17 protein-coding genes and 1 riboswitch are annotated in these 16,970 nt (G+C 74.6%); of the genes, 11 read left to right on the top strand and 6 right to left on the bottom strand.

Translation table 11 applies throughout. From position 1 onward, the window contains the following. Positions 1-8: 8 nt before the first annotated feature. Together ACTHMF_RS14330 and pdhA are read right to left on the bottom strand one after the other, a co-directional pair. Positions 9-1,001, bottom strand: a complete 993-nt coding sequence (locus ACTHMF_RS14330; protein WP_440318497.1) for an alpha-ketoacid dehydrogenase subunit beta — start codon at positions 999-1,001, stop codon at positions 9-11. Further along, on the bottom strand, positions 998-2,098 hold the full coding sequence (pdhA, locus tag ACTHMF_RS14325) for a pyruvate dehydrogenase (acetyl-transferring) E1 component subunit alpha (RefSeq protein WP_440318495.1): 1,101 nt from the start codon (positions 2,096-2,098) through the stop codon (positions 998-1,000). Before pdhA ends, ACTHMF_RS14330 begins: the two co-directional genes overlap by 4 nt. Before the next feature lie 103 nt (positions 2,099-2,201). Here pdhA and ACTHMF_RS14320 point away from each other — a divergent pair, with 103 nt between their 5' ends. The 5 genes from ACTHMF_RS14320 to ACTHMF_RS14300 all read left to right on the top strand — a co-directional run bounded on the left by ACTHMF_RS14320 (position 2,202) and on the right by ACTHMF_RS14300 (position 6,824). Then, entirely contained in the window at positions 2,202-2,810 is a 609-nt protein-coding gene (locus ACTHMF_RS14320) for a TetR/AcrR family transcriptional regulator (RefSeq protein WP_440318493.1), read from the top strand. Then, positions 2,807-3,709 carry an NAD(P)-dependent oxidoreductase gene (locus tag ACTHMF_RS14315; RefSeq protein ID WP_440318491.1) on the top strand — a complete coding sequence of 301 codons (903 nt, stop codon included), beginning with the start codon at positions 2,807-2,809 and terminating at the stop codon, positions 3,707-3,709. Before ACTHMF_RS14320 ends, ACTHMF_RS14315 begins: the two co-directional genes overlap by 4 nt. A gap of 10 nt (positions 3,710-3,719) precedes the next feature. After that, a riboswitch (TPP riboswitch) is annotated at positions 3,720-3,811 on the top strand. Next, a complete protein-coding gene (gene thiM / locus ACTHMF_RS14310) occupies positions 3,803-4,612 on the top strand; it encodes a hydroxyethylthiazole kinase (protein WP_440318489.1) in 810 nt (269 codons plus the stop codon). Its footprint overlaps the riboswitch before it by 9 nt. Then, entirely contained in the window at positions 4,609-5,253 is a 645-nt protein-coding gene (thiE, locus tag ACTHMF_RS14305) for a thiamine phosphate synthase (protein ID WP_440318487.1), read from the top strand. Before thiM ends, thiE begins: the two co-directional genes overlap by 4 nt. Next, positions 5,250-6,824, top strand: coding sequence for a bifunctional hydroxymethylpyrimidine kinase/phosphomethylpyrimidine kinase (locus tag ACTHMF_RS14300; RefSeq protein ID WP_440318486.1), 1,575 nt, complete (start codon positions 5,250-5,252; stop codon positions 6,822-6,824). The genes thiE and ACTHMF_RS14300 overlap by 4 nt, the downstream gene beginning before the upstream one ends. Here the strand turns inward: ACTHMF_RS14300 and ACTHMF_RS14295 are convergent. Both ACTHMF_RS14295 and ACTHMF_RS14290 read right to left on the bottom strand, forming a co-directional pair. Further along, positions 6,733-6,993 carry a hypothetical protein gene (locus ACTHMF_RS14295; protein ID WP_440318484.1) on the bottom strand — a complete coding sequence of 87 codons (261 nt, stop codon included), beginning with the start codon at positions 6,991-6,993 and terminating at the stop codon, positions 6,733-6,735. The two genes, ACTHMF_RS14300 and ACTHMF_RS14295, sit on opposite strands and share 92 nt — an antisense overlap. Beyond that, positions 6,990-7,832 (bottom strand): NAD-dependent epimerase/dehydratase family protein, encoded by an 843-nt coding sequence (locus ACTHMF_RS14290; RefSeq protein WP_440318482.1) that lies wholly within the window; start codon positions 7,830-7,832, stop codon positions 6,990-6,992. Before ACTHMF_RS14290 ends, ACTHMF_RS14295 begins: the two co-directional genes overlap by 4 nt. Positions 7,833-7,919: 87 nt before the next feature. Here ACTHMF_RS14290 and pdxR point away from each other — a divergent pair, with 87 nt between their 5' ends. After that, positions 7,920-9,287, top strand: a complete 1,368-nt coding sequence (gene pdxR, locus ACTHMF_RS14285; RefSeq protein ID WP_440318480.1) for a MocR-like pyridoxine biosynthesis transcription factor PdxR — start codon at positions 7,920-7,922, stop codon at positions 9,285-9,287. Positions 9,288-9,305: 18 nt separating this feature from the next. On the opposite strand, the gene ACTHMF_RS14280 is transcribed toward pdxR, so the two are convergent. Next, positions 9,306-9,794 (bottom strand): PaaI family thioesterase, encoded by a 489-nt coding sequence (locus tag ACTHMF_RS14280; RefSeq protein WP_440318478.1) that lies wholly within the window; start codon positions 9,792-9,794, stop codon positions 9,306-9,308. A 90-nt stretch (positions 9,795-9,884) separates the two neighbouring features. On the opposite strand from ACTHMF_RS14280, the gene ACTHMF_RS14275 reads away from it, so the two are divergent. Together ACTHMF_RS14275 and ACTHMF_RS14270 are read left to right on the top strand one after the other, a co-directional pair. Beyond that, positions 9,885-10,457 carry a CGNR zinc finger domain-containing protein gene (locus ACTHMF_RS14275; RefSeq protein WP_440318477.1) on the top strand — a complete coding sequence of 191 codons (573 nt, stop codon included), beginning with the start codon at positions 9,885-9,887 and terminating at the stop codon, positions 10,455-10,457. Further along, positions 10,454-11,089: a LysE family translocator gene (locus ACTHMF_RS14270; RefSeq protein WP_440318475.1), complete on the top strand. Its 636-nt coding sequence runs from the start codon at positions 10,454-10,456 to the stop codon at positions 11,087-11,089. Before ACTHMF_RS14275 ends, ACTHMF_RS14270 begins: the two co-directional genes overlap by 4 nt. Positions 11,090-11,095: 6 nt before the next feature. Here ACTHMF_RS14270 and ACTHMF_RS14265 read toward each other — a convergent pair whose 3' ends face one another. After that, positions 11,096-11,734 (bottom strand): TetR/AcrR family transcriptional regulator, encoded by a 639-nt coding sequence (locus ACTHMF_RS14265; RefSeq protein WP_440318473.1) that lies wholly within the window; start codon positions 11,732-11,734, stop codon positions 11,096-11,098. Positions 11,735-11,786: 52 nt separating this feature from the next. Here ACTHMF_RS14265 and ACTHMF_RS14260 point away from each other — a divergent pair, with 52 nt between their 5' ends. The 3 genes from ACTHMF_RS14260 to ACTHMF_RS14250 are packed head-to-tail and all read left to right on the top strand — an operon-like array spanning position 11,787 to position 16,942. Further along, the gene (locus ACTHMF_RS14260) at positions 11,787-14,255 is read left to right on the top strand and encodes an alpha-L-rhamnosidase-related protein (RefSeq protein WP_440318471.1); all 2,469 of its coding nucleotides are present in this window, start codon (positions 11,787-11,789) and stop codon (positions 14,253-14,255) included. Between the two features lie 43 nt (positions 14,256-14,298). Continuing rightward, complete coding sequence (locus tag ACTHMF_RS14255) at positions 14,299-15,576, top strand: DUF3089 domain-containing protein (RefSeq protein WP_440318469.1); 1,278 nt, start codon at positions 14,299-14,301, stop codon at positions 15,574-15,576. 55 nt (positions 15,577-15,631) lie between these two features. Further along, positions 15,632-16,942 (top strand): MFS transporter, encoded by a 1,311-nt coding sequence (locus ACTHMF_RS14250; protein WP_440318467.1) that lies wholly within the window; start codon positions 15,632-15,634, stop codon positions 16,940-16,942. Positions 16,943-16,970 lie beyond the last annotated feature (28 nt).

Here is a 16,970-nt window from a genome sequence, read left to right as displayed (position 1 = left end):
TTCGTGGGTCAGCGGCGCCGCGCGACGGCGTCGAGGGTTTCGCGGATGGCGGCGACCGCGTCGTCCACAGAGGGCAGCGCCGCCGCTTCGAGCGACTTGGCGTACGGCATCGGCACCTCGGCCATCGCGACGCGGCGCACCGGCGCATCCAGCCAGTCGAAGGCGCCGTCGCTGATCGTCGCGGCGATCTCGGCTCCGATGCCGTAGGTGAGCCAGTCGTCCTCGAGCGTGACGGCGCAGTTCGTCTTCTTCACCGAGGCGACGATGGTGTCCCTGTCCAGCGGACGCAGGCTGCGCAGGTCAACGACCTCCACCTGCACGCCCTCCGCGGCCAGCACGTCGGCCGCCTGGAGGGCGACGACGGCCATCCGCGAGTAGGCGACGACGGTGATGTCCGTCCCCTCCCGCGTCACGGCGGCGCGCCCGATCTCGGCGGGCGCGATGTCGTCCGGGACCTCTCCGGTCGTGTTGTAGAGCGCCAGGTTCTCGAGCACCAGGACGGGGTCGTCGTCGCGGATCGCGGCCAGCATGAGCGCCTTGGCGTCCGCCGGGGTGGCGGGCGCGACGACCTTCATGCCGGGGACGAACGCGTAGTAGAGCTCGATGTTCTGGGAGTGCGTCGCGCCGAGCTGCTGTCCGCCGCCGCCGGGCGTGTGGATGACGAGAGGCACCCGCGCCTGGCCGCCGAACATCCCGTAGATCTTGGCGGCGTGATTGACGATCTGGTCGAGCGCGAGCAGCGAGAAGTTGATCGTCATGATCTCGACGACGGGACGCAGCCCCACCATCGCCGCGCCGATCGCCGCACCCGTGAAGCCCTCCTCCGCGATCGGGGTGTCGCGGACCCGCTTCGGCCCGAATTCGGCGAGCAGGCCGGCCGTGATCTTGTACGACCCCTCGAACACGCCGATCTCCTCGCCGATCAGGAGCACGTCCTCGTCGCGCAGCAGCTCGCTGCGGAGCGCGTCGTGCAGCGCCTGGCGATAGCTGATGACGCTCACGCGGCGACCTCCGTCCGGGCTGCGGGACGCGGCGCGGCGGGGAAGAGCGCCTCCCCCGGCAGCCGCCGGGAGTCGTTGGGCACCGCCGTCGCGTAGGTGTAATCGAAGAGCGTCGAGACCTCCGGCTGCGGGCTGGCGTCCGCGAACGCGACGGCGGAGGCGACCTCGGCGGTGACCTCGCGGTCGATGCCGGCCAGCTCGTCCTCCGTGAGGATGCCGCCATCGCGCAGCCGGTCGGCGAACGCGGAGACGGGATCCGCCGCCCGGGCGGCCTCGCTCTCCTCGCGCGTGCGGTAGCGCGCCGGATCGACGACGGAGTGCCCCTTCATCCGCCCGGTCAGCGTCTCCAGCAGGTACGGCGTCCCCGCCCTGGCGGCCGCGAGCGCGACGCGCGCTGCCTCCCGGACCGCGACGGGATCGCCGCCGTCCACCCGCGCGGACGGCATCCGGTACGACGCCGCCCTGCGGTGCAGCTCCGGCTCCGCCGAGGACTGCTCGACGGTGGTCGCCATCCCGAGGCCGTTGTTGTTGACCACGTACACGATCGGCAGGCGCCAGAGCGCCGCGATGTTGAGCGATTCGTGGAAGGCGCCGATGTTGGTCGTGCCGTCGCCCATCAGGCACATCACGGCCTCGGGGCCGCCGCGGTAGTCGATCGCGAGCGCGGTGCCGGTCGCCAGCGGCACCTGACCGCCGACGATGCCGTAGCCGCCCATGAACCGGACGCTCGGGTCGAACATGTGCATGGAGCCGCCCCAGCCGCGCGAGACGCCGTCGGTGCGGCCGAACAGCTCGGCCATCGCACGCTCCGGCGAGATCCCGCGGGCGAGCGCGTAGCCGTGCTCGCGGTAGTTGGCGTAGAGATAGTCGTCCGGTCCGAGGGCGCTCATCAGGCCGACGACGGTCGCCTCCTCGCCCAGGTTCAGGTGGCAGTAGCCGCCGATCTTGGCCTCGGTGTACGCGCGCGCCGCGCGCTCCTCGAACCGCCGGATCAGCAGCATCTGCCGGTAGAAGGCGCGCAGCTCGTCCTCGGACGCGGCCGGCGCGGTTCCTGCGGCGGGTTTCGCCGTCTGGCGCGCCTTGCGTGGTGTTGGCATCGGGATTCTCCTCGTCGCGCAGGGGTCGCCTGCGCAAAGAATGAAACGAAAACCGTTTCATTATAGGCTGGGACGCACACGGGTCGAGACGAGGAGGAAGCCGATGCCGGAGACGCAGACCGCCGCGGCCTCGCGCAGGCGCGGTCGGCCACCGGAGGCGGAGCGCGCCCGGCGACGCGACGACATCCTGGATGCGGCGGTGCGGCTGTTCGTCCAGGACGGCTTCGAGCCGGTGACGCTCGACCGGATCGCCGCCGCAGCGCACGTGGCGAAACGGACGATCTACAGCTACATCGGCGACCGCACCGAGGTCTTCCTGGCCGCCGTGGAACGGCTCCGCGAGCGGGCGCTGCAGCTGTCTCCGTCGGACGGACTGGAGCAGCTGGCGCTGGCGATCGTGCTCACCCTGCACTCCGACGACGCGATCGGCCTGCACCGGCTCGCGATCGGCGAGTCCCACCGCTTCCCCGACCTCGCGGTGCGCTTCTACGACGACGGGCCGCTCAGCTACATCGCCGCGCTGCGTTCGCGGCTGCCGGAGAGCGACGCCGATCGCGCGGAGGCGCTGTTCGCGCTGCTCCTCGGCGAGCCGCACCGCCAGCGCCTGCTCGGGCTGCGGCAGGCGCCGGACAGGGCGGAGGCCGCCGCCCACGCGAGCGCCGCCCTGAGCGCGCTCGGGATGACGGGGACGACGAGAGAGGGAGAGCGATGAGCGAACGGACGGTCGGCTTCATCGGTCTGGGGATCATGGGCGTGCCGATGGCGACGAATCTGGTGCGCGCCGGATTCGACGTCGTCGTGTGGGCGCGCTCGGCCGCGCCGGTGGACGAGCTGGTGGCCGCGGGCGCGCGGGCGGCGGGGGACGTGGCCGGCGTTTTCGAGGCGGCGGAGACGGTCATCCTGATGCTGCGCGACGAGCCGGCGGTGGATGCGGTGCTTTCGCGCGGAACGCCGGCGTTCGCCGCGCTGGTCGCCGACCGGACCGTGGTGCAGATGGGCACCTTCACGACAGCGTTCTCGGCGGCGCTCGCCGCGGAGGTCGAGACGGCCGGCGGCCGGTACGTCGAGGCGCCGGTGTCCGGCTCCCGCGGACCGGCGACCGACGGGACGCTGGTCGCGATGCTGGCCGGCGACCCCGCGGCCGTGGCGCACGTTGAGCCGGTGGTCGCCGCGATGAGCGCCCAGTCGTTCCGTTGCGGCCCGGTGCCGAGCGCGCTCGCGATGAAGCTCGCGGTGAACACCTTCCTGATCACGATGGTGACGGGGCTCGCGGAGACCTTCCACTTCGCCGCGCGCAGCGGCGCCGACCCGGAGGTGCTGCGCGAGGTGCTGCGGGCGGGCCCGATGGCCTCGGCCGTGTCCCGCGGCAAGGCGGACAAGCTCATCGAGGGCGACCTGACCGCGCAGGCCGCGATCGCGGACGTGCTCAAGAACGCGCGGCTGGCCGAGGACGCCGCGCGCACGGCGGGGTCGGCGCATCCGCTGATCCGCGCCAGCAGGGAGCTGTTCGAGGAGGCGGACGCCGCCGGCCTCGGCGGACTCGACATGATCGGCGTCATCGCCGCGCTCGACGCGCGGGCGGTGGCCGACCAGGAGGACCCGACCCCGTAGGGTGGAGTCGAAACGTGACACGGGGTGCCCTGCGGGGCTGAGATCACACCCGTCGAACCTGATCTAGCTCGTACTAGCGAAGGGATGTCGCGCATGATGCGCACGCCGGAAAACCTGACCGATACCACCGTGGCGGCCTGGGAGGCGGTGAGAGCCGCCGGGCCGCTGGTGCAGTGCCTGACCAACGCGGTGACCACCAACTTCACCGCCAACGTCCTGCTCGCCCTCGGCGCCGCACCCGCCATGGTCGACATCCCGGGTGAGGCGGGGCCGTTCGCCACCGTCGCGTCCGGGGTGCTGATCAACCTCGGCACACCCGCCGCCGAGCAGCGCGAGGCGATGCTCGAGGCCGCGCGCGCCGCCGCGGACGGCGGGACGCCCTGGGTGCTCGATCCCGTCGCGATCGGCGTGCTCCCCGTGCGCACCCGGCTCGCCGCCGAGCTGCGCGCGCTGCGCCCGACGGTGGTGCGCGGGAACGCGTCCGAGATCCTGGCGCTGGACGGCGCCGGCGCCGGCGGCCGGGGTGTCGACGCCGCCGACGCGGTGGACGACGCGGTCGCCGCCGCGCACCGCATCGCGCGGGCGACCGGGGGCGTCGTCGCGGTGTCCGGGGCCACCGACGCGGTGACCGACGGCGAGACCGTCGTCCGGCTGGGAAACGGGCACGAACTGCTCACGCGGGTGACCGGCGGCGGCTGTGCGCTCGGCGCGGTGATGGCCGCCTTCGCCGGGGTCGTCGAGGACCGGCTGGCGGCCGCCGTCGCGGCGATCACCGCCTACAACGTGGCCGCCGAACGGGCGGCCGAGGCGAGCGAGGGTCCGGGCAGCTTCGCCGTCGCGTTCCTCGACGCGATCGCCGGGCTCGACGCCGGCACCCTGCGCGCGCGGGCGGTGATCGCGTGACCGCCGACCTTTCCGTGTACCTGGTGACCGACTCCGGAGCCGCCGCCCGGGCCGGGCACGACATCGTGGAGGTCGTCCGCGCGGCGGCCGCCGGCGTGACGGCCGTGCAGATCCGGGAGAAGGACGCGACGGCGCGCGGGTTCCTCGACACGGTGCGGAGGGTCTCCGCGGCGCTCCCGCGCGAGGTCGCGGTCATCGTCAACGACCGGGTGGATGTGTTCCTCGCCGCCCGCGCCTCGGGTGCGCGCGTCGACGGCGTGCACGTCGGGCAGTCCGATCTGCCTCCCGCGGCCGTCCGGGCGCTCATCGGCCCGGACGCGGTCCTGGGGCTCAGCGCCTCGACACCGGAGCAGCTGGCCGCGGCGGCCGCGAGCGGGGTCGTGGACTATGTCGGCATCGGCGCTCTGCACACGACCGCTACGAAGCGGGACGCCCCTCCCGCGCTCGGCCACGCCGCGTTCGCCCGCCTGGTCGCCATCAGTGCACTGCCCGCCGTCGCGATCGGCGGCGTGACGGCCGCCGACCTGCCCGTCCTGCGCCGGTCCGGCGCCGCCGGGGCCGCCGTGGTCTCGGCGATCTGCGCGGCGGACGACCCCGGTCGCGCGGCCCGGGAGCTGCGCGCCGCCTGGGACGCCGCATGACCGGGCGGGGACGGGCGGTGCCGCGGGTGCTGAGCATCGCCGGCACCGACCCGACAGGCGGAGCGGGCATCCAGGCCGACCTGAAGAGCATCGCGGCGAACGGCGGCTACGGCATGGCCGTCGTCACCGCGCTCGTCGCGCAGAACACGCGGGGCGTGCGTTCCGTGCACGTGCCCCCGCCGGCCTTCCTCCGGGAGCAGCTGGACGCGGTCTCCGACGACGTCGTGATCGACGCCGTCAAGATCGGGATGCTCGCGACCGCGGACGTCATCCGGGTCGTCACCGGCTGGCTGGAACGCGTCCGGCCGCCGATCGTCGTCCTCGACCCGGTGATGGTCGCGACGAGCGGCGACCGGCTGCTGGACCCGGACGCCGAGCAGGCGCTGCGCGCCCTCGTCCCGCACGCCGACGTGGTGACGCCGAACGTGCCGGAGCTGGCGATCCTCGCCGGCGAGCCGGTGGCGACGACGTGGGACGAGGTCCTCGCCCAGGCCGGACGCGTCGCCGTGCGGCACGGCGTGCGCGTCCTCGCGAAGGGCGGCCACCTGGACGGCGAGGCGCTCACCGATGCGCTGGTGGAGCCGGGCGGCGCCTCCGGGCCGACCGTGACGGCGTTCCGCGGCACCCGCATCCACACGCGCAACACGCACGGGACGGGATGCTCGCTGTCGTCGGCGCTCGCCACCCGCGTGGCCGCGAGCGGGGACTGGCCACGCGCCACCGCGGAGTCGCGACGCTGGCTCGCCGAGAGCATCCGGCACGGTGCTGACCTGGAAGTGGGAGCCGGCCACGGCCCGATCAGCCACTTCGCCGGCCTCTGGGCGCGCGGCGGGACGACCGTGCCCGATCTCGGCGAGCTGGAGGCGCAGTGGTGGGCGGACATCGCCGGGGTCCGCGCCGAGATCGACGCCCTGCCGTTCGTGCGCGGGCTCGGCGACGGCACTCTCGACCGGGACGCGTTCCGCTGGTACCTCGCGCAGGACGCGCTCTACCTGCGCGACTTCGCCCGCGCCCTCGCCGAGGCGGCACGGCTCGCGCCGACGTCGGCGGAGCAGGCGTTCTGGGCGGGATCGGCGCAGAACGCGATCGCCGAGGAGCTCCGGCTGCACGAGAGCTGGATCGGCGGTACCGCGCTCGCCGGCACCGCGCCCGGCCCGGTCACGACCGCGTACGTGAACCACCAGCTGGCCGCCGCCGCGCGCGGCGACTACCGGGTGCTCGTCGCCGCGCTGCTGCCGTGCTTCTGGCTCTACCAGGACCTCGGCGAGCGGCTGCGGGCGCAGTCCCACCCGCGGCATCCCTACCGGTCGTGGCTCGACGCGTACGCGGACCCGGCGTTCGCCGACGCTGCGCGGCAGGCGGTCGGGATCGTGACGCAGGCCGCGGCGGCGGCGGACGAGCGGACGCGTGAGGCGATGCTCGACGCGTTCCGCCGGTCCGCCGTTCACGAGCGCGAGTTCTTCGCTGCGCCGCCGGTTCTCAGCGCGGGGGATCGTCGTGCCGGTCGGGGCGGGCGGGGAGCGCCCAGCCCTTCGTCGTCCAGTGCAGGAGGGGCAGCAGCAGCCAGTTGAGCACCGCGACCAGCAGCACGGCGTTCACGCACACCGTGAGCAGGTGCGGCAGCGCGCGGTCGACGAGCGGCGCGAGGACGAGGTTCAGCAGCAGGCTGACCGGGAGGACGCCGGCGAAGGTGACGAGCGCGCCGCGCCACGTTCCCGGCCGCAGCGGCGGCCTCCTCATTCCCGCCCGAGCCCGTCCCGCCAGCTCGGGTGGAGCAGGCGGACGCCGGCCGCGCGCAGGCGCGCGTTCGACACCGGGCGGCCGATGTCGCCCGAAGTGACGGCGGCGGGTTCCGGCGCTCCGAGCACGCGCGCGAAGACGGGGACCCACGCGGTGCCGGGCGCCGGCTCGTCGTCGACGACGTTCCACGTCCCCGCCGGCCAGGCGACGGCCTGGAGTGCGACCGCCGCGGCGTCCTCCACGTGCACGAACGAGGCGACCGTCTCGGTGGCGGGGAGGGCGCCGTCGCGCGCCGCGTCCGCCGTGCTGCCGTTCCGCGCGAACCACGTCCCGGGTCCGTAGAGCTGACCGAACCGCAGGACGACGCCGACCGGCAGCTCCCGGACGGCCCCCTCCAGGGCCGCGACGCCCCGGATGGTGGTGCGCCGCGGCTCGGGCGCCTCGACGTCCAGGGCGTCGTCCTCGGTCGCCGGTCGCGTGCCGGACGGGTACACCCACGAGATGCTCTCGGCGACCATCCGCTGCACCCCGGCCGCGAGCGCGGCATCGACGAGGTTCCGCGTGCCGGCCTCGCGCAGCCGGGAGTTTGCGGTCCGGTCGCCGCCCGCCAGGTCGGTGAGCAGGTGCACGACGGCGTCCGGCCGAGCCTGGGCGACCGCGACGGCCACCGCGTCCGCGTCGAACGCGTCCGCGACGACGGGATGCGCGCCCGCCGCGGCGACGACGTCCGCACCCCGCGCCGAGCGCGTCATCCCGACGATGTCGTGCCCGTCGGCCAGGGCGCGCCGGGTGAACGCGCGGCCGAGCACGCCGGAGGCGCCCGCGACGAAGATCTTCATGTCTCTCCTTCTGTGTTCGTCCGTCTCCACGCTAGGAAGGCATTGGACCAGGGAACAGGGCCAGCCGGGCCGCAATACAGTGGTCCAGTGGACACCGCGCTCACCCTCGATCCCGCACTGCCGAGACGGCGTGGCGTCGAGGAGGCGATCCGGCGGGCGGTCGAGTCCGGGGCGCTCGCCGTCGGCGCCCGGCTGCCGTCCGCGCGCGAGCTGGCGGAGGACCTCGGCGTCGCCCGCGGCACCGTCGTCTCCGCCGTCGACGACCTCGTCGCGGAGGGACTGCTGGAGGCCCGGCCGCGCTCGGGGGTCTTCGTCGCCCGCGGCGGCGGAAGCCGCGTGACGTCGGCGCCGGCCGCGCCCCCGCGTCCGCCGCGGCTCGACCTCCGGCCCGGCCGCCCGGAGTCGGGATCCTTCCCCGCGACCCGCTGGGCCGCCGCACTGCGACGCGCGGCGACGGCGCTCCCGGCCGAACCGGACGACGACGGGTCGGGCAGCGCGCTGCTGCGCAGCGAGCTCGCCGGCTACCTGGCCAGAGCCCGCGGGGTCCTCGCCGCGCCGGACTCGATCGTCGTGACCTCCGGCTACCGCGCGGTCTCCGTCCTCGCGATGGTGCTGCGGACGCGCGGGGCCTCGCACGTGGCCATCGAGGACCCCGCCCTTCCCGGCTCCGACGGTGCCTGGCGGGCGTTCGGCTGGCGCGTCACCGACCTGCCGGTGGATGCGCTCGGCGCGTGCACCGACGCCCTCGACGCCTCGATGGACGTCGCGGTGCTCACCCCCGCCCACCAGTTCCCGCTCGGCGGCGCCCTCGACGCGCAGCGCAGGCGCGACGCCGTGGAGTGGGCGCGGCGGGCGGGCGGTCTGATCGTGGAGGACGACTACGACGGCGAGTTCCGCTTCGACCGGCGGCCGGTGGCGGCACTGCAACGCTCCGACCCCGAGCGGGTCGTCTACGTCGGCAGCGCGAGCAAGACACTGGACACGCGCCTCCGGCTCGGCTGGATGATCGTGCCGCACCAGCTGGTGGCGCCGCTGCGACGGGCGACCCTGACGCTGACCGGCGGCGTTCCGCTCCTGGATCAGCTCGCGCTCGCCGAGCTGATCCGCTCCGGCGACTTCGAGCGCCACATCCGCAGGCAGCGCCGCGAGTACGCGCGCCGCCGGGCGCACCTGCAGCGGGCCGCGGCGGACGCGGGGCTCAGCCTCCCCGGCATCCCCGCCGGCCTGCAGGCGGTCATCCCGCTGCCCGATGCGCCGGCCGGGCCCGGGCCGGCCGCCGGCGACGACGGCGTGGTCAGGGTCGGCGGTCTCGTCACCCACGCCCTGCACCGCTACACCCGCAGCCTCGCGCGCCCGCCCGCGATCGTCGCCGGGTTCTCGACCCCGTCGCGCGCGGCGTTCGAGCCCGCGATCGACGCGCTGATCGGCGCGATCGCCGCCCGGGACGCGCCGTGAGGGGATGCGGCGACCGGGTCAGCGCCCCGCCGCCGCCTCCCCGCGCAACGTCATGACCGCGCTGCTGACCATCGCGACGACCGCGCCGTCCTCGCGCGTGATCTCGCACTGGTACTGGCTCACCGTCCGCCCGGGATGCGTGCAGCGTGCCGTCGCGATCAGCGGCCCCGACCAGGCCGGGCGCACGAAGCGCGCGCTCAGGTCGAGGCTCGTGAAGGACTCGCCCGGCTCGATCACGGTGGAGTGCGCCGTCCCGATCGCGGCGTCGGCCAGCTCCGCGAGCAGGCCGCCGTGCACCGTGCCCTGCTGGTTGCCGTGCAGTCCGACGTCGGCGGCGATGCGCACCGCGGCCAGACGCTCGTCCACGGCGACCACCTCCAGGTTCAGCAGCCGCGAGATCGCCGTCGGGTAGCGCAGGTGCGTCGTCTCGCCCGGCCGCAGGGTCTTCGCGAGCTGCCGCCGCAGGTACTCGAGCACCGGCAGCATGGTCTCCGTCGTCTCGGTCACGTGTCCCTCCCTGGATCGCAGGGCACACCGTAACACGCTGTCGTGTAATGGTTTTTGCGCAACATCCCATGACAGGTCCATGATGTGGGCGTGACGTCACGAACGCGATGGGTCTGGCTGGGCGACCACCTGGCCGTGGACTTCGCCAACACGACGATCGGGCTGGCCGACCGGCGCGAGGAGCTCATCGGCACCGTCGCGGAGTTCCGGGAGTGGGTCGAGGCCGAGCCCGCGTGGCTGCCGCCGCTGGGCGCGGACAGCATCGACCTGGCGGCGGTGCTCCGGCAGCGCGACGCCACGGACCGCCTGCTCCGCAACGCGGCCCTGCAGCGCCCCCTCGACCCGGAGGACGTCGAGCTCGTCAACGACCGGGTGCGCGCCGCCGGCGTCTCCCGGCTGCTGACGACGGTGCCCGGCACCAGCCGGCTGGCGGCCGACGCCGGGTTCCCCGCCCTGCTCGGCGTTCTCGCGGCCGCGACCGTCGACCTGCTCGGCCGCGAGGACCTGGCCGCGATCGCCGTGTGCGAGGCGCCGGGCTGCGGGCAGGTCTTCCACCGCTCGCGCCGCAACCAGCGCTGGTGCAGCCCGGGATGCGGCAACCGCGCCCGCGTCGACCGGCACCGGCACCGCAACCCCGCCGCGGGCGCGGCGTCCACGCGATGATCGACATCGCCGTCCTGCCGCTCTTCCTCCTGGCCAGCCTGCTGATCTGCCTCGCCCCCGGCACGGACATGGCCTACATGCTCGCGGTGGGCATCGGCGGCGGGCGCGCTGCCGCGCTGCGGGCCTCCGCAGGCGTCGCGCTCGGGGTCCTGGTCTACTCGGTCGCGGTCGCCGCCGGAACCGGCGCGCTCGTCCGCGCGTTCCCGTGGACGCTGAACCTCCTCCGCCTGGTCGGGTTCGGCTATCTCGCGTGGCTGGCCGTGCAGTCCTTCCGCGACGCGCGCCGGGGCGCCGCCTTCGGCGCGGCAGCCCGGGACGGCGCGTGGTTCAGGCAGGGCCTCGTCGTCAACCTGACGAACCCCAAGATGGCGCTGTTCTTTCTCGCGTTCCTGCCGCAGTTCCTCGGCTCCGCCGGCTCCAGCGCCGCCCAGTTCATCCTGCTCGGGCTGTGCTTCATGGTCATCGGCTACGTCGTCGACACGGCCGTCGGCCTGCTCGCAGGCACCCTGCAGCGCCGCCTCGCGCCGAACTCGTCCTCCGCCCGGCTGCTGAGCGTCCTGGCCGGGATCGTCTACGCCTGCCTCGCGGCCGTTGTCGCGTGGGAGCTGGTCACGGCGCTCGCTGAGCGGTGATCCCGGTCAGGACCGCGGGCGCAGGGAGGCGACCAGGCCCTCGGCGAACTGCTCGGTCACCGCGACGATGTCCACGTCGTCCGGGTCGAGCAGCCACTGCGTGTTGAGTCCGTCGATCACCGCCACCACCTCCGCCGCCTTGAGCGCGGGGTCGATGCCGGGGTCGAAGACGCCGTCGCGCTGGCCGTCCGCGATGAGGCCGGCGACGATCCGGCGCAGGCGCCGGTAGCGCGCGACGAAGTGGTCGTGGGCGACGGCGTCGCGCGGCAGGTTCTCGGCGACGAGGACGGCGAACAGCCGCACCAGGTTGGGGTCGGCGACGTTGCGGCGGGCGGAGGCGGGCAGCGCGCGGATCGCGTCGACGCCGCCGATCCCGGCGAGCTCCTCGGCGAAGGCGACCGCGGCGCCGTCCCTGTCGTCGATCACCGCGTCCAGCAGCGCCTGCTTGCTGCCGAAGTAGTAGAGCAGCGCCTGCTGGGTGACGCCGACGCGCGCGGCGATGTCGGCGATGCTCGTGTCGCGGTAGCCGTTCTCGGCGAAGAGCTCGCTGGCGACGTGAACGAGCTCCTCGCGCCGCGAGTCCCCGCGCTCCGTCCCGCGGTGGCGGCCGCGGCGCGAGGCGGCCTTCTGTGTGCTCTCCGTCATCCCTCCATTGTGCCCGCTTGCATTTGACTTACCACTCGGTAAAAATAGCGTCATGCCCTCGATGACGTGGCCGGACACCTGGACCGGGAACTGGATCTGGTCGGACCGCACGGCGCTGGCCGGACCGACCAGGGAGCACCCGTACGGCGCTGCGGACCCCGCGCGCTTCGACACCCGGGTGCTGTTCCGCCGCACGCTCCGGCTCGACGCCGCCCCGCGCACCGCGCGGCTGCGCATCACGGCGGACTCCGACTACCGGCTCTTCGTCAACGGACGCGAGCTCGGCTCCGGCCCGATCCGGCACGCGCCCCGGCGCATCGAATTCGACGAATACCGGCTGGACGGCGCGCTCGTCGCCGGCACGAACGTGGTCGCGGTGATCGGGCGGTACCGCGGCCACCCCTCCCCCTGGTGGGAGCCGTCGCCCACGAGCTTCACGCTGGGAGGCGGCTCCCTGGCCGTGGAAATCGCGGTGGACGACCGCATCGTCGGGACCGACGAGGTCTGGCGCGTGAAGGCCGCGGACGCGTGGACGCCCGCCCCGCCCGCCGGGTTCCTGGTCACCCAGCCGGAGGAGCTGCTGGACGCGCGGCTGCTCGACGCGGACTGGGCGCAGCTCGGCTACGACGACAGCGACTGGGCGCAGGCGACAGTGCTGCGCGAGCACTCCATCGTCGGACCGGCCGGCCGCTCGACGCCGGGCGGCGAGCCATGGGGCGCGCCGCGGCGCAGCCCGGTCCCCGCGCTGACCGGCGACCGGCAGCATCCCGCGGCCGTCGCCGTCGCGGACGGCGGAGCGACCGCGTGGGAGGGGACGGCGCTCGGACCCGCCCGGAGCCTGCTCTCTGCGCTGCTCGCCACGCCGCCGGTGGTCCCGGCCGGCGCTCCCGGCGACCTCGCCGGGCCGATCGACGTCCCAGCCGGGCGGCACCTGCTCGTCGTCGACTTCGGCCGCATCGTCAGCGGCAGGCTCGAGCTGCGCTTCGACGCTCCGGCCGGGACCGCCGTTGCGGCGTCGCTCCTGGAGGCGCCGACGTCCGCCGCGCTCGACTCCGCCGCCGTGCTCGGCTACCTCTGCCGCGGGCACGACGACCGCTTCACGTCCTCCGAACGGCTCGGCGGCCGCTGGCTCGCGCTGCTCGTGGAGGCGGCGACCGGCTGGCGGCTGGACGAGGTCGCCGTGCTCGAACGGCTCCGCCCGCGCGAGGCCGTCGACCCGTTCCGGTCCGACGACCCGCGGCTGGACCGCATCTACGACGTCGCGCTGCGCACCGCCGACCTCAGCTCCCACGACGCCTACGTGGACTGCCCGACCCGCGAGCAGCGCGCGTGGACCGGCGACTCCGTCATCCACCAGTCGGTCGACTTCGCCGCCAACCTCGACTGGAGCCTTCCCCGCTGGAGTCCGCGGCTCCTGGCCCAGCCGCGCCAGGACGGCATCCTGCCGATGGTCGCCGCCGGCGACTTCGCCACCCCGGCCGTCCCCACCATCCCGGACTGGTCGCTGCACTGGATCCGCCAGCTGCAGCGCCTCCACCTCTACACCGGGGACACGGAGGCCGTCGCCGAGCTGATGCCGGTGGCCGAGAACGTGCTGCGCTGGTTCGACCGTTTCGCCGCGGAGGACGGGCTGGTCGCCGATGTGCCGGGCTGGGTGCTCATCGACTGGTCGCCCGTGCAGGTCGCTGGGCGGAGCGCCGCCCTCAACGCCCTGCTCGCGCGGGCGTTCCTCGACGTCGCCGAGCTCTCGGAGGCGCGCGGCGACGCCGGGCGTGCCGCCTGGGCCCGGCGCAGGCACGCGGCGATCGCGGCCGGGTTCGAGGCGTTCTGGGACGAGCGGCGCGGCGCCTACCGGGACACCATCGCCGGCGGCGAGCGCGGCCGGTCCGTGAGCGAGCACACCGCCGCGGCTGCGGTGTGCGCCGGCATCGTGCCCGCCCACCGGCGGGAGGCGGTGCGCCGGCTGCTGCTCGACCGCTCCGCCGTCTTCACGCGCAGCCCGCTCGCCGACCACGGCGCGGACGCGCTCGGCCCGGTGGCCGGCACCCCGGTCTCGCTGCGCGAGGCCCCGGACTGGGACACCGAGGGCCTCACCGTCGGCGCCCAGCCGTTCTTCCGCGCGATCGTGCACGAGGCTCTCGACCTCCTGGGCGAGAGCGACCGGCTGCCCGAGCTGCTGCTCGACTGGGACGCGCTGCTCGACGGCGCACCCACCGCGTTCCGGGAGTGCTGGGAGGGCGGCTCCTACTGCCACGGCTGGAGCGCCACCCCGGCGCGCGACCTGATCGTCTTCACCCTGGGCGTTCGGCCGCTCGAGCCCGGCTGCACCCGGATGCGGATCGCCCCGCGACCCGGACGCCTCACGCGCGTCTCCGGCGCCGCCGCCACCCCGTTCGGCCCGGTCCGCGTCGCCGTCGACGGCGACCGGGTCGAGATCGTCTCCCCCGTTCCGTTCACGTTCGTCGACCGCGACGGGCGGGAGAGCGAGCACCCCGCGGGAGCCGCGACGACGCGGCTCTGACCCCTGCGCGCACCACGCGGTGCGCCGACGAAAGGAGGCGACGATGCCTTCCCCGTTCCTCGCGATCGCGGCGACCGCCGCACTGACCGTCACGCTCGGCGCGGCACCCGCCGCGACCGGATCGTCCCTGTCGCTCTCGCTCACCGCCCCGCTCGCCGCGCCGGTGTGGCTCTGCCACCCGGGCCTCGCCGACTCGGCGTGCGGTGACGGCACGGGACGCTACCCGGACGGCAGCACCGTCCCGCTGTCGACGACGGTGGCCGCAGGCGGCTCGCTCTCCGTCGAGCAGCCGGCCGTCGGGCCCGAGCCGCCCGTCGACTGCTTCTACGTCTACCCGACCGTCGACATCCTCCCCAACCCCGCGCTGATGATCGGCTCGGCCGCTCCGTCCGCCCGCGACGACGAGGTCGCCGTCCTGCTCGCGCAGCTGGGGCCGCTCACGGGCCTGTGCCGCGTGTTCGCACCGCTGTACCGGCAGAGCACGCTGCTGCAGCTCGCCGCGAGCGGCCTGACCGGCGGCGACCCGTATCCCGGACCCGGCTTCGCCGACGTGCAGCAGGCCTGGGACGACTACTGGGCGCACGACAACATCGACCGGGCGACCGGCGAGCGCCGCGGCGTCATCGTCCTCGGCCACTCCCAGGGCAGCGTCGCCGTCGAGAAGCTGCTGCAGCACTCCGTCGACGGGAATCCCGCCGCGACCGCGCAGCTGGTCAGCGCCGTCGTGCTCGGCGGCCAGGTGCAGGTGCCGCTCGGCGCGACGGCGGGAGGCGGAGCCGACCCCGCGTCGACGTTCCAGCGGCTGCCGCTGTGCGAGCCCCAGGCGGACGGCGTCCCGACCGGATGCGTCATCACCTACTCGAGTTACGGCCAGCCGTCGGGCGGCGCACCGGTCGCGGGCAGCCTGGCGGCGAACCTCGACCCCGGCCACCGCATCGCGTGCGTGAACCCCAGCGCCGTGCTCGCCGGTGCCGCAGCGGACGCGACGACAGCCCTCGACCCGATCCTGCCGACCAGGACCCTCGTCCGCGGCAGCCTGCTCGCCCCGAACGGCGCACTGAGCCACCTCCTGATCGGCTACACCCTGCCGTCCGATCCGACCGGCTACCGGGCGACCCCCGGCGGCCTCGGCGGGCACTGCGCGTTCGCGGGCGACGCGACGGCGAACACCAGCTGGCTGCAGGTCGACGACCCGTCCGGGATGCTGCCGGACACCTCGACCTCGGCGCTCGGCCTGCACGTCGTCGACTACAACGTCGACCTCGGCGGGCTCCGCGCGCTGCTCGCCGCTCAGGCCGCCCGGTGGGCGCACACCCGGTGAGCGCCCGCACCCCGAAGACCGCCTCCACCCCCACCCCGAAGAACGGACACTCCCGATGACCGACAGCACCCCGGCCCCCGCGCCCCTCCCCGCCGCCGCGGCAGCCCCCGCGGACGCTCCTCCCGTCGACCCGCAGACCGCGCGGCCCTGGCGGACGGCGCTGCTGGCCGGCATGGCGTCCTACCTGGACGCCGGCACCATCGTCGCCGTCAGCGCCAGCCTCACCGTGTGGAAGGGCCAGTTCGCGCTCGACGCCTGGCAGCTCGGGCTGCTCTCGGCCGCGCTCACCGTCTGCATCGGCATCGGTGCCATCGTCGGCGGCCGCATCGGCGACCGGGTCGGGCGCAAGCGCGTGTACGCGTTCGACCTGCTGCTCTACGCCTTCGGCCTGCTCTGGATCGTGTTCGCGTTCGCCCCCGCGATGCTCTTCGTCGGCGTGATCATCGTTGGCCTCGCGATCGGGGCGGACGTCCCGACCTCGATCACCGTCGTGGGCGAGACCGCCCCTGGCACGCACCGCGGCCGGCTGGTCACGTTCACGCAGCTGCTGTGGGGACTCGGCCCGCTCGTCGTCATCCTCGTCGTGCTCGCCGCATCCGGCTTCGGCGACTGGATGCCGCGGATCGTGTTCGGCCACCTCCTGGTGCTCGCGCTCATCACCTGGGCCCTGCGCCGGCGCATCGGCGAGCCGGCGGCGTGGAAGAACGCGCGCTCCACCGGGGCGATCCGCGAGGGCGTCGGCGTGCTGTTCCGCGGCCGGCTGCTCTCGAGCACCCTGTTCATCATGGCGTTCTACGCCCTGCTGACCATCGGCACGAACTTCTACGGCTCGTTCGGCCTGTACGCGCTGGAGACGGTCGGCGGTCTGCCGGGGCCCACCGCCCTGCTGGTGTCGCTCATCGGCGTCCCCGTCATCCTGATCACCGTGCTGGCGATCATGCGCGCGATGGACGGCGCGGCCCGGCGGCCCATCTTCGTGGTCGGAGCGGTCGTGCAGGTCGCCGCGTGGATCCTGCCGCTGGTGCTCCCGGTCGGCGCGGGGACGCTGGTCGCCGCGTTCGTGACCTACGGCATCGGCACCACGATGGCCGGGGAGGCGCACTACAAGGTGTGGTCGCAGGAGCTGTTCCCGACCGAGCTGCGCAGCACGGCGCTCGGTCTGAGCTTCGGCGTCGCCCGCATCGTCTCTGCCATCTCGCTCGTCTTCGTGCCGACTCTCCTCGCCTCCGGGCTGGCCGGGGTCTCGGTGCTGATGATCGTGGTCACGCTGGGCTCCGGCGTCCTCGGCATCGTGTTCATGCCGCGCACCCGCGGCGAGTCCATCGACGCCATCGACGCCCGGCTGCGCCTCCCCTCCGGGAGCTGACCGGCGTCCCCGTCCCCCCGCGCGGCGC

The organism is Leifsonia sp., assembly GCF_051955155.1.
Classification (GTDB): domain Bacteria; phylum Actinomycetota; class Actinomycetes; order Actinomycetales; family Microbacteriaceae; genus Leifsonia.
Note: the sequence above shows the minus strand (reverse complement) of the source record. Positions and strands in the feature narration are given on the sequence as shown.

What these genes read in the sequence shown, in the direction of transcription:
- pdhA (WP_440318495.1), bottom strand. Translation starts at nt 2,098, where the DNA reads ATGCCAACACCACGCAAGGCGCGCCAGACGGCGAAACCCGCCGCAGGA.
- ACTHMF_RS14320 (WP_440318493.1), top strand. Translation starts at nt 2,202, where the DNA reads ATGCCGGAGACGCAGACCGCCGCGGCCTCGCGCAGGCGCGGTCGGCCA.
- ACTHMF_RS14315 (WP_440318491.1), top strand. Translation starts at nt 2,807, where the DNA reads ATGAGCGAACGGACGGTCGGCTTCATCGGTCTGGGGATCATGGGCGTG.
- thiM (WP_440318489.1), top strand. Translation starts at nt 3,803, where the DNA reads ATGATGCGCACGCCGGAAAACCTGACCGATACCACCGTGGCGGCCTGG.
- ACTHMF_RS14300 (WP_440318486.1), top strand. Translation starts at nt 5,250, where the DNA reads ATGACCGGGCGGGGACGGGCGGTGCCGCGGGTGCTGAGCATCGCCGGC.
- ACTHMF_RS14295 (WP_440318484.1), bottom strand. Translation starts at nt 6,993, where the DNA reads ATGAGGAGGCCGCCGCTGCGGCCGGGAACGTGGCGCGGCGCGCTCGTC.
- ACTHMF_RS14290 (WP_440318482.1), bottom strand. Translation starts at nt 7,832, where the DNA reads ATGAAGATCTTCGTCGCGGGCGCCTCCGGCGTGCTCGGCCGCGCGTTC.
- ACTHMF_RS14270 (WP_440318475.1), top strand. Translation starts at nt 10,454, where the DNA reads ATGATCGACATCGCCGTCCTGCCGCTCTTCCTCCTGGCCAGCCTGCTG.
- ACTHMF_RS14265 (WP_440318473.1), bottom strand. Translation starts at nt 11,734, where the DNA reads ATGACGGAGAGCACACAGAAGGCCGCCTCGCGCCGCGGCCGCCACCGC.
- ACTHMF_RS14260 (WP_440318471.1), top strand. Translation starts at nt 11,787, where the DNA reads ATGCCCTCGATGACGTGGCCGGACACCTGGACCGGGAACTGGATCTGG.
- ACTHMF_RS14255 (WP_440318469.1), top strand. Translation starts at nt 14,299, where the DNA reads ATGCCTTCCCCGTTCCTCGCGATCGCGGCGACCGCCGCACTGACCGTC.
- ACTHMF_RS14250 (WP_440318467.1), top strand. Translation starts at nt 15,632, where the DNA reads ATGACCGACAGCACCCCGGCCCCCGCGCCCCTCCCCGCCGCCGCGGCA.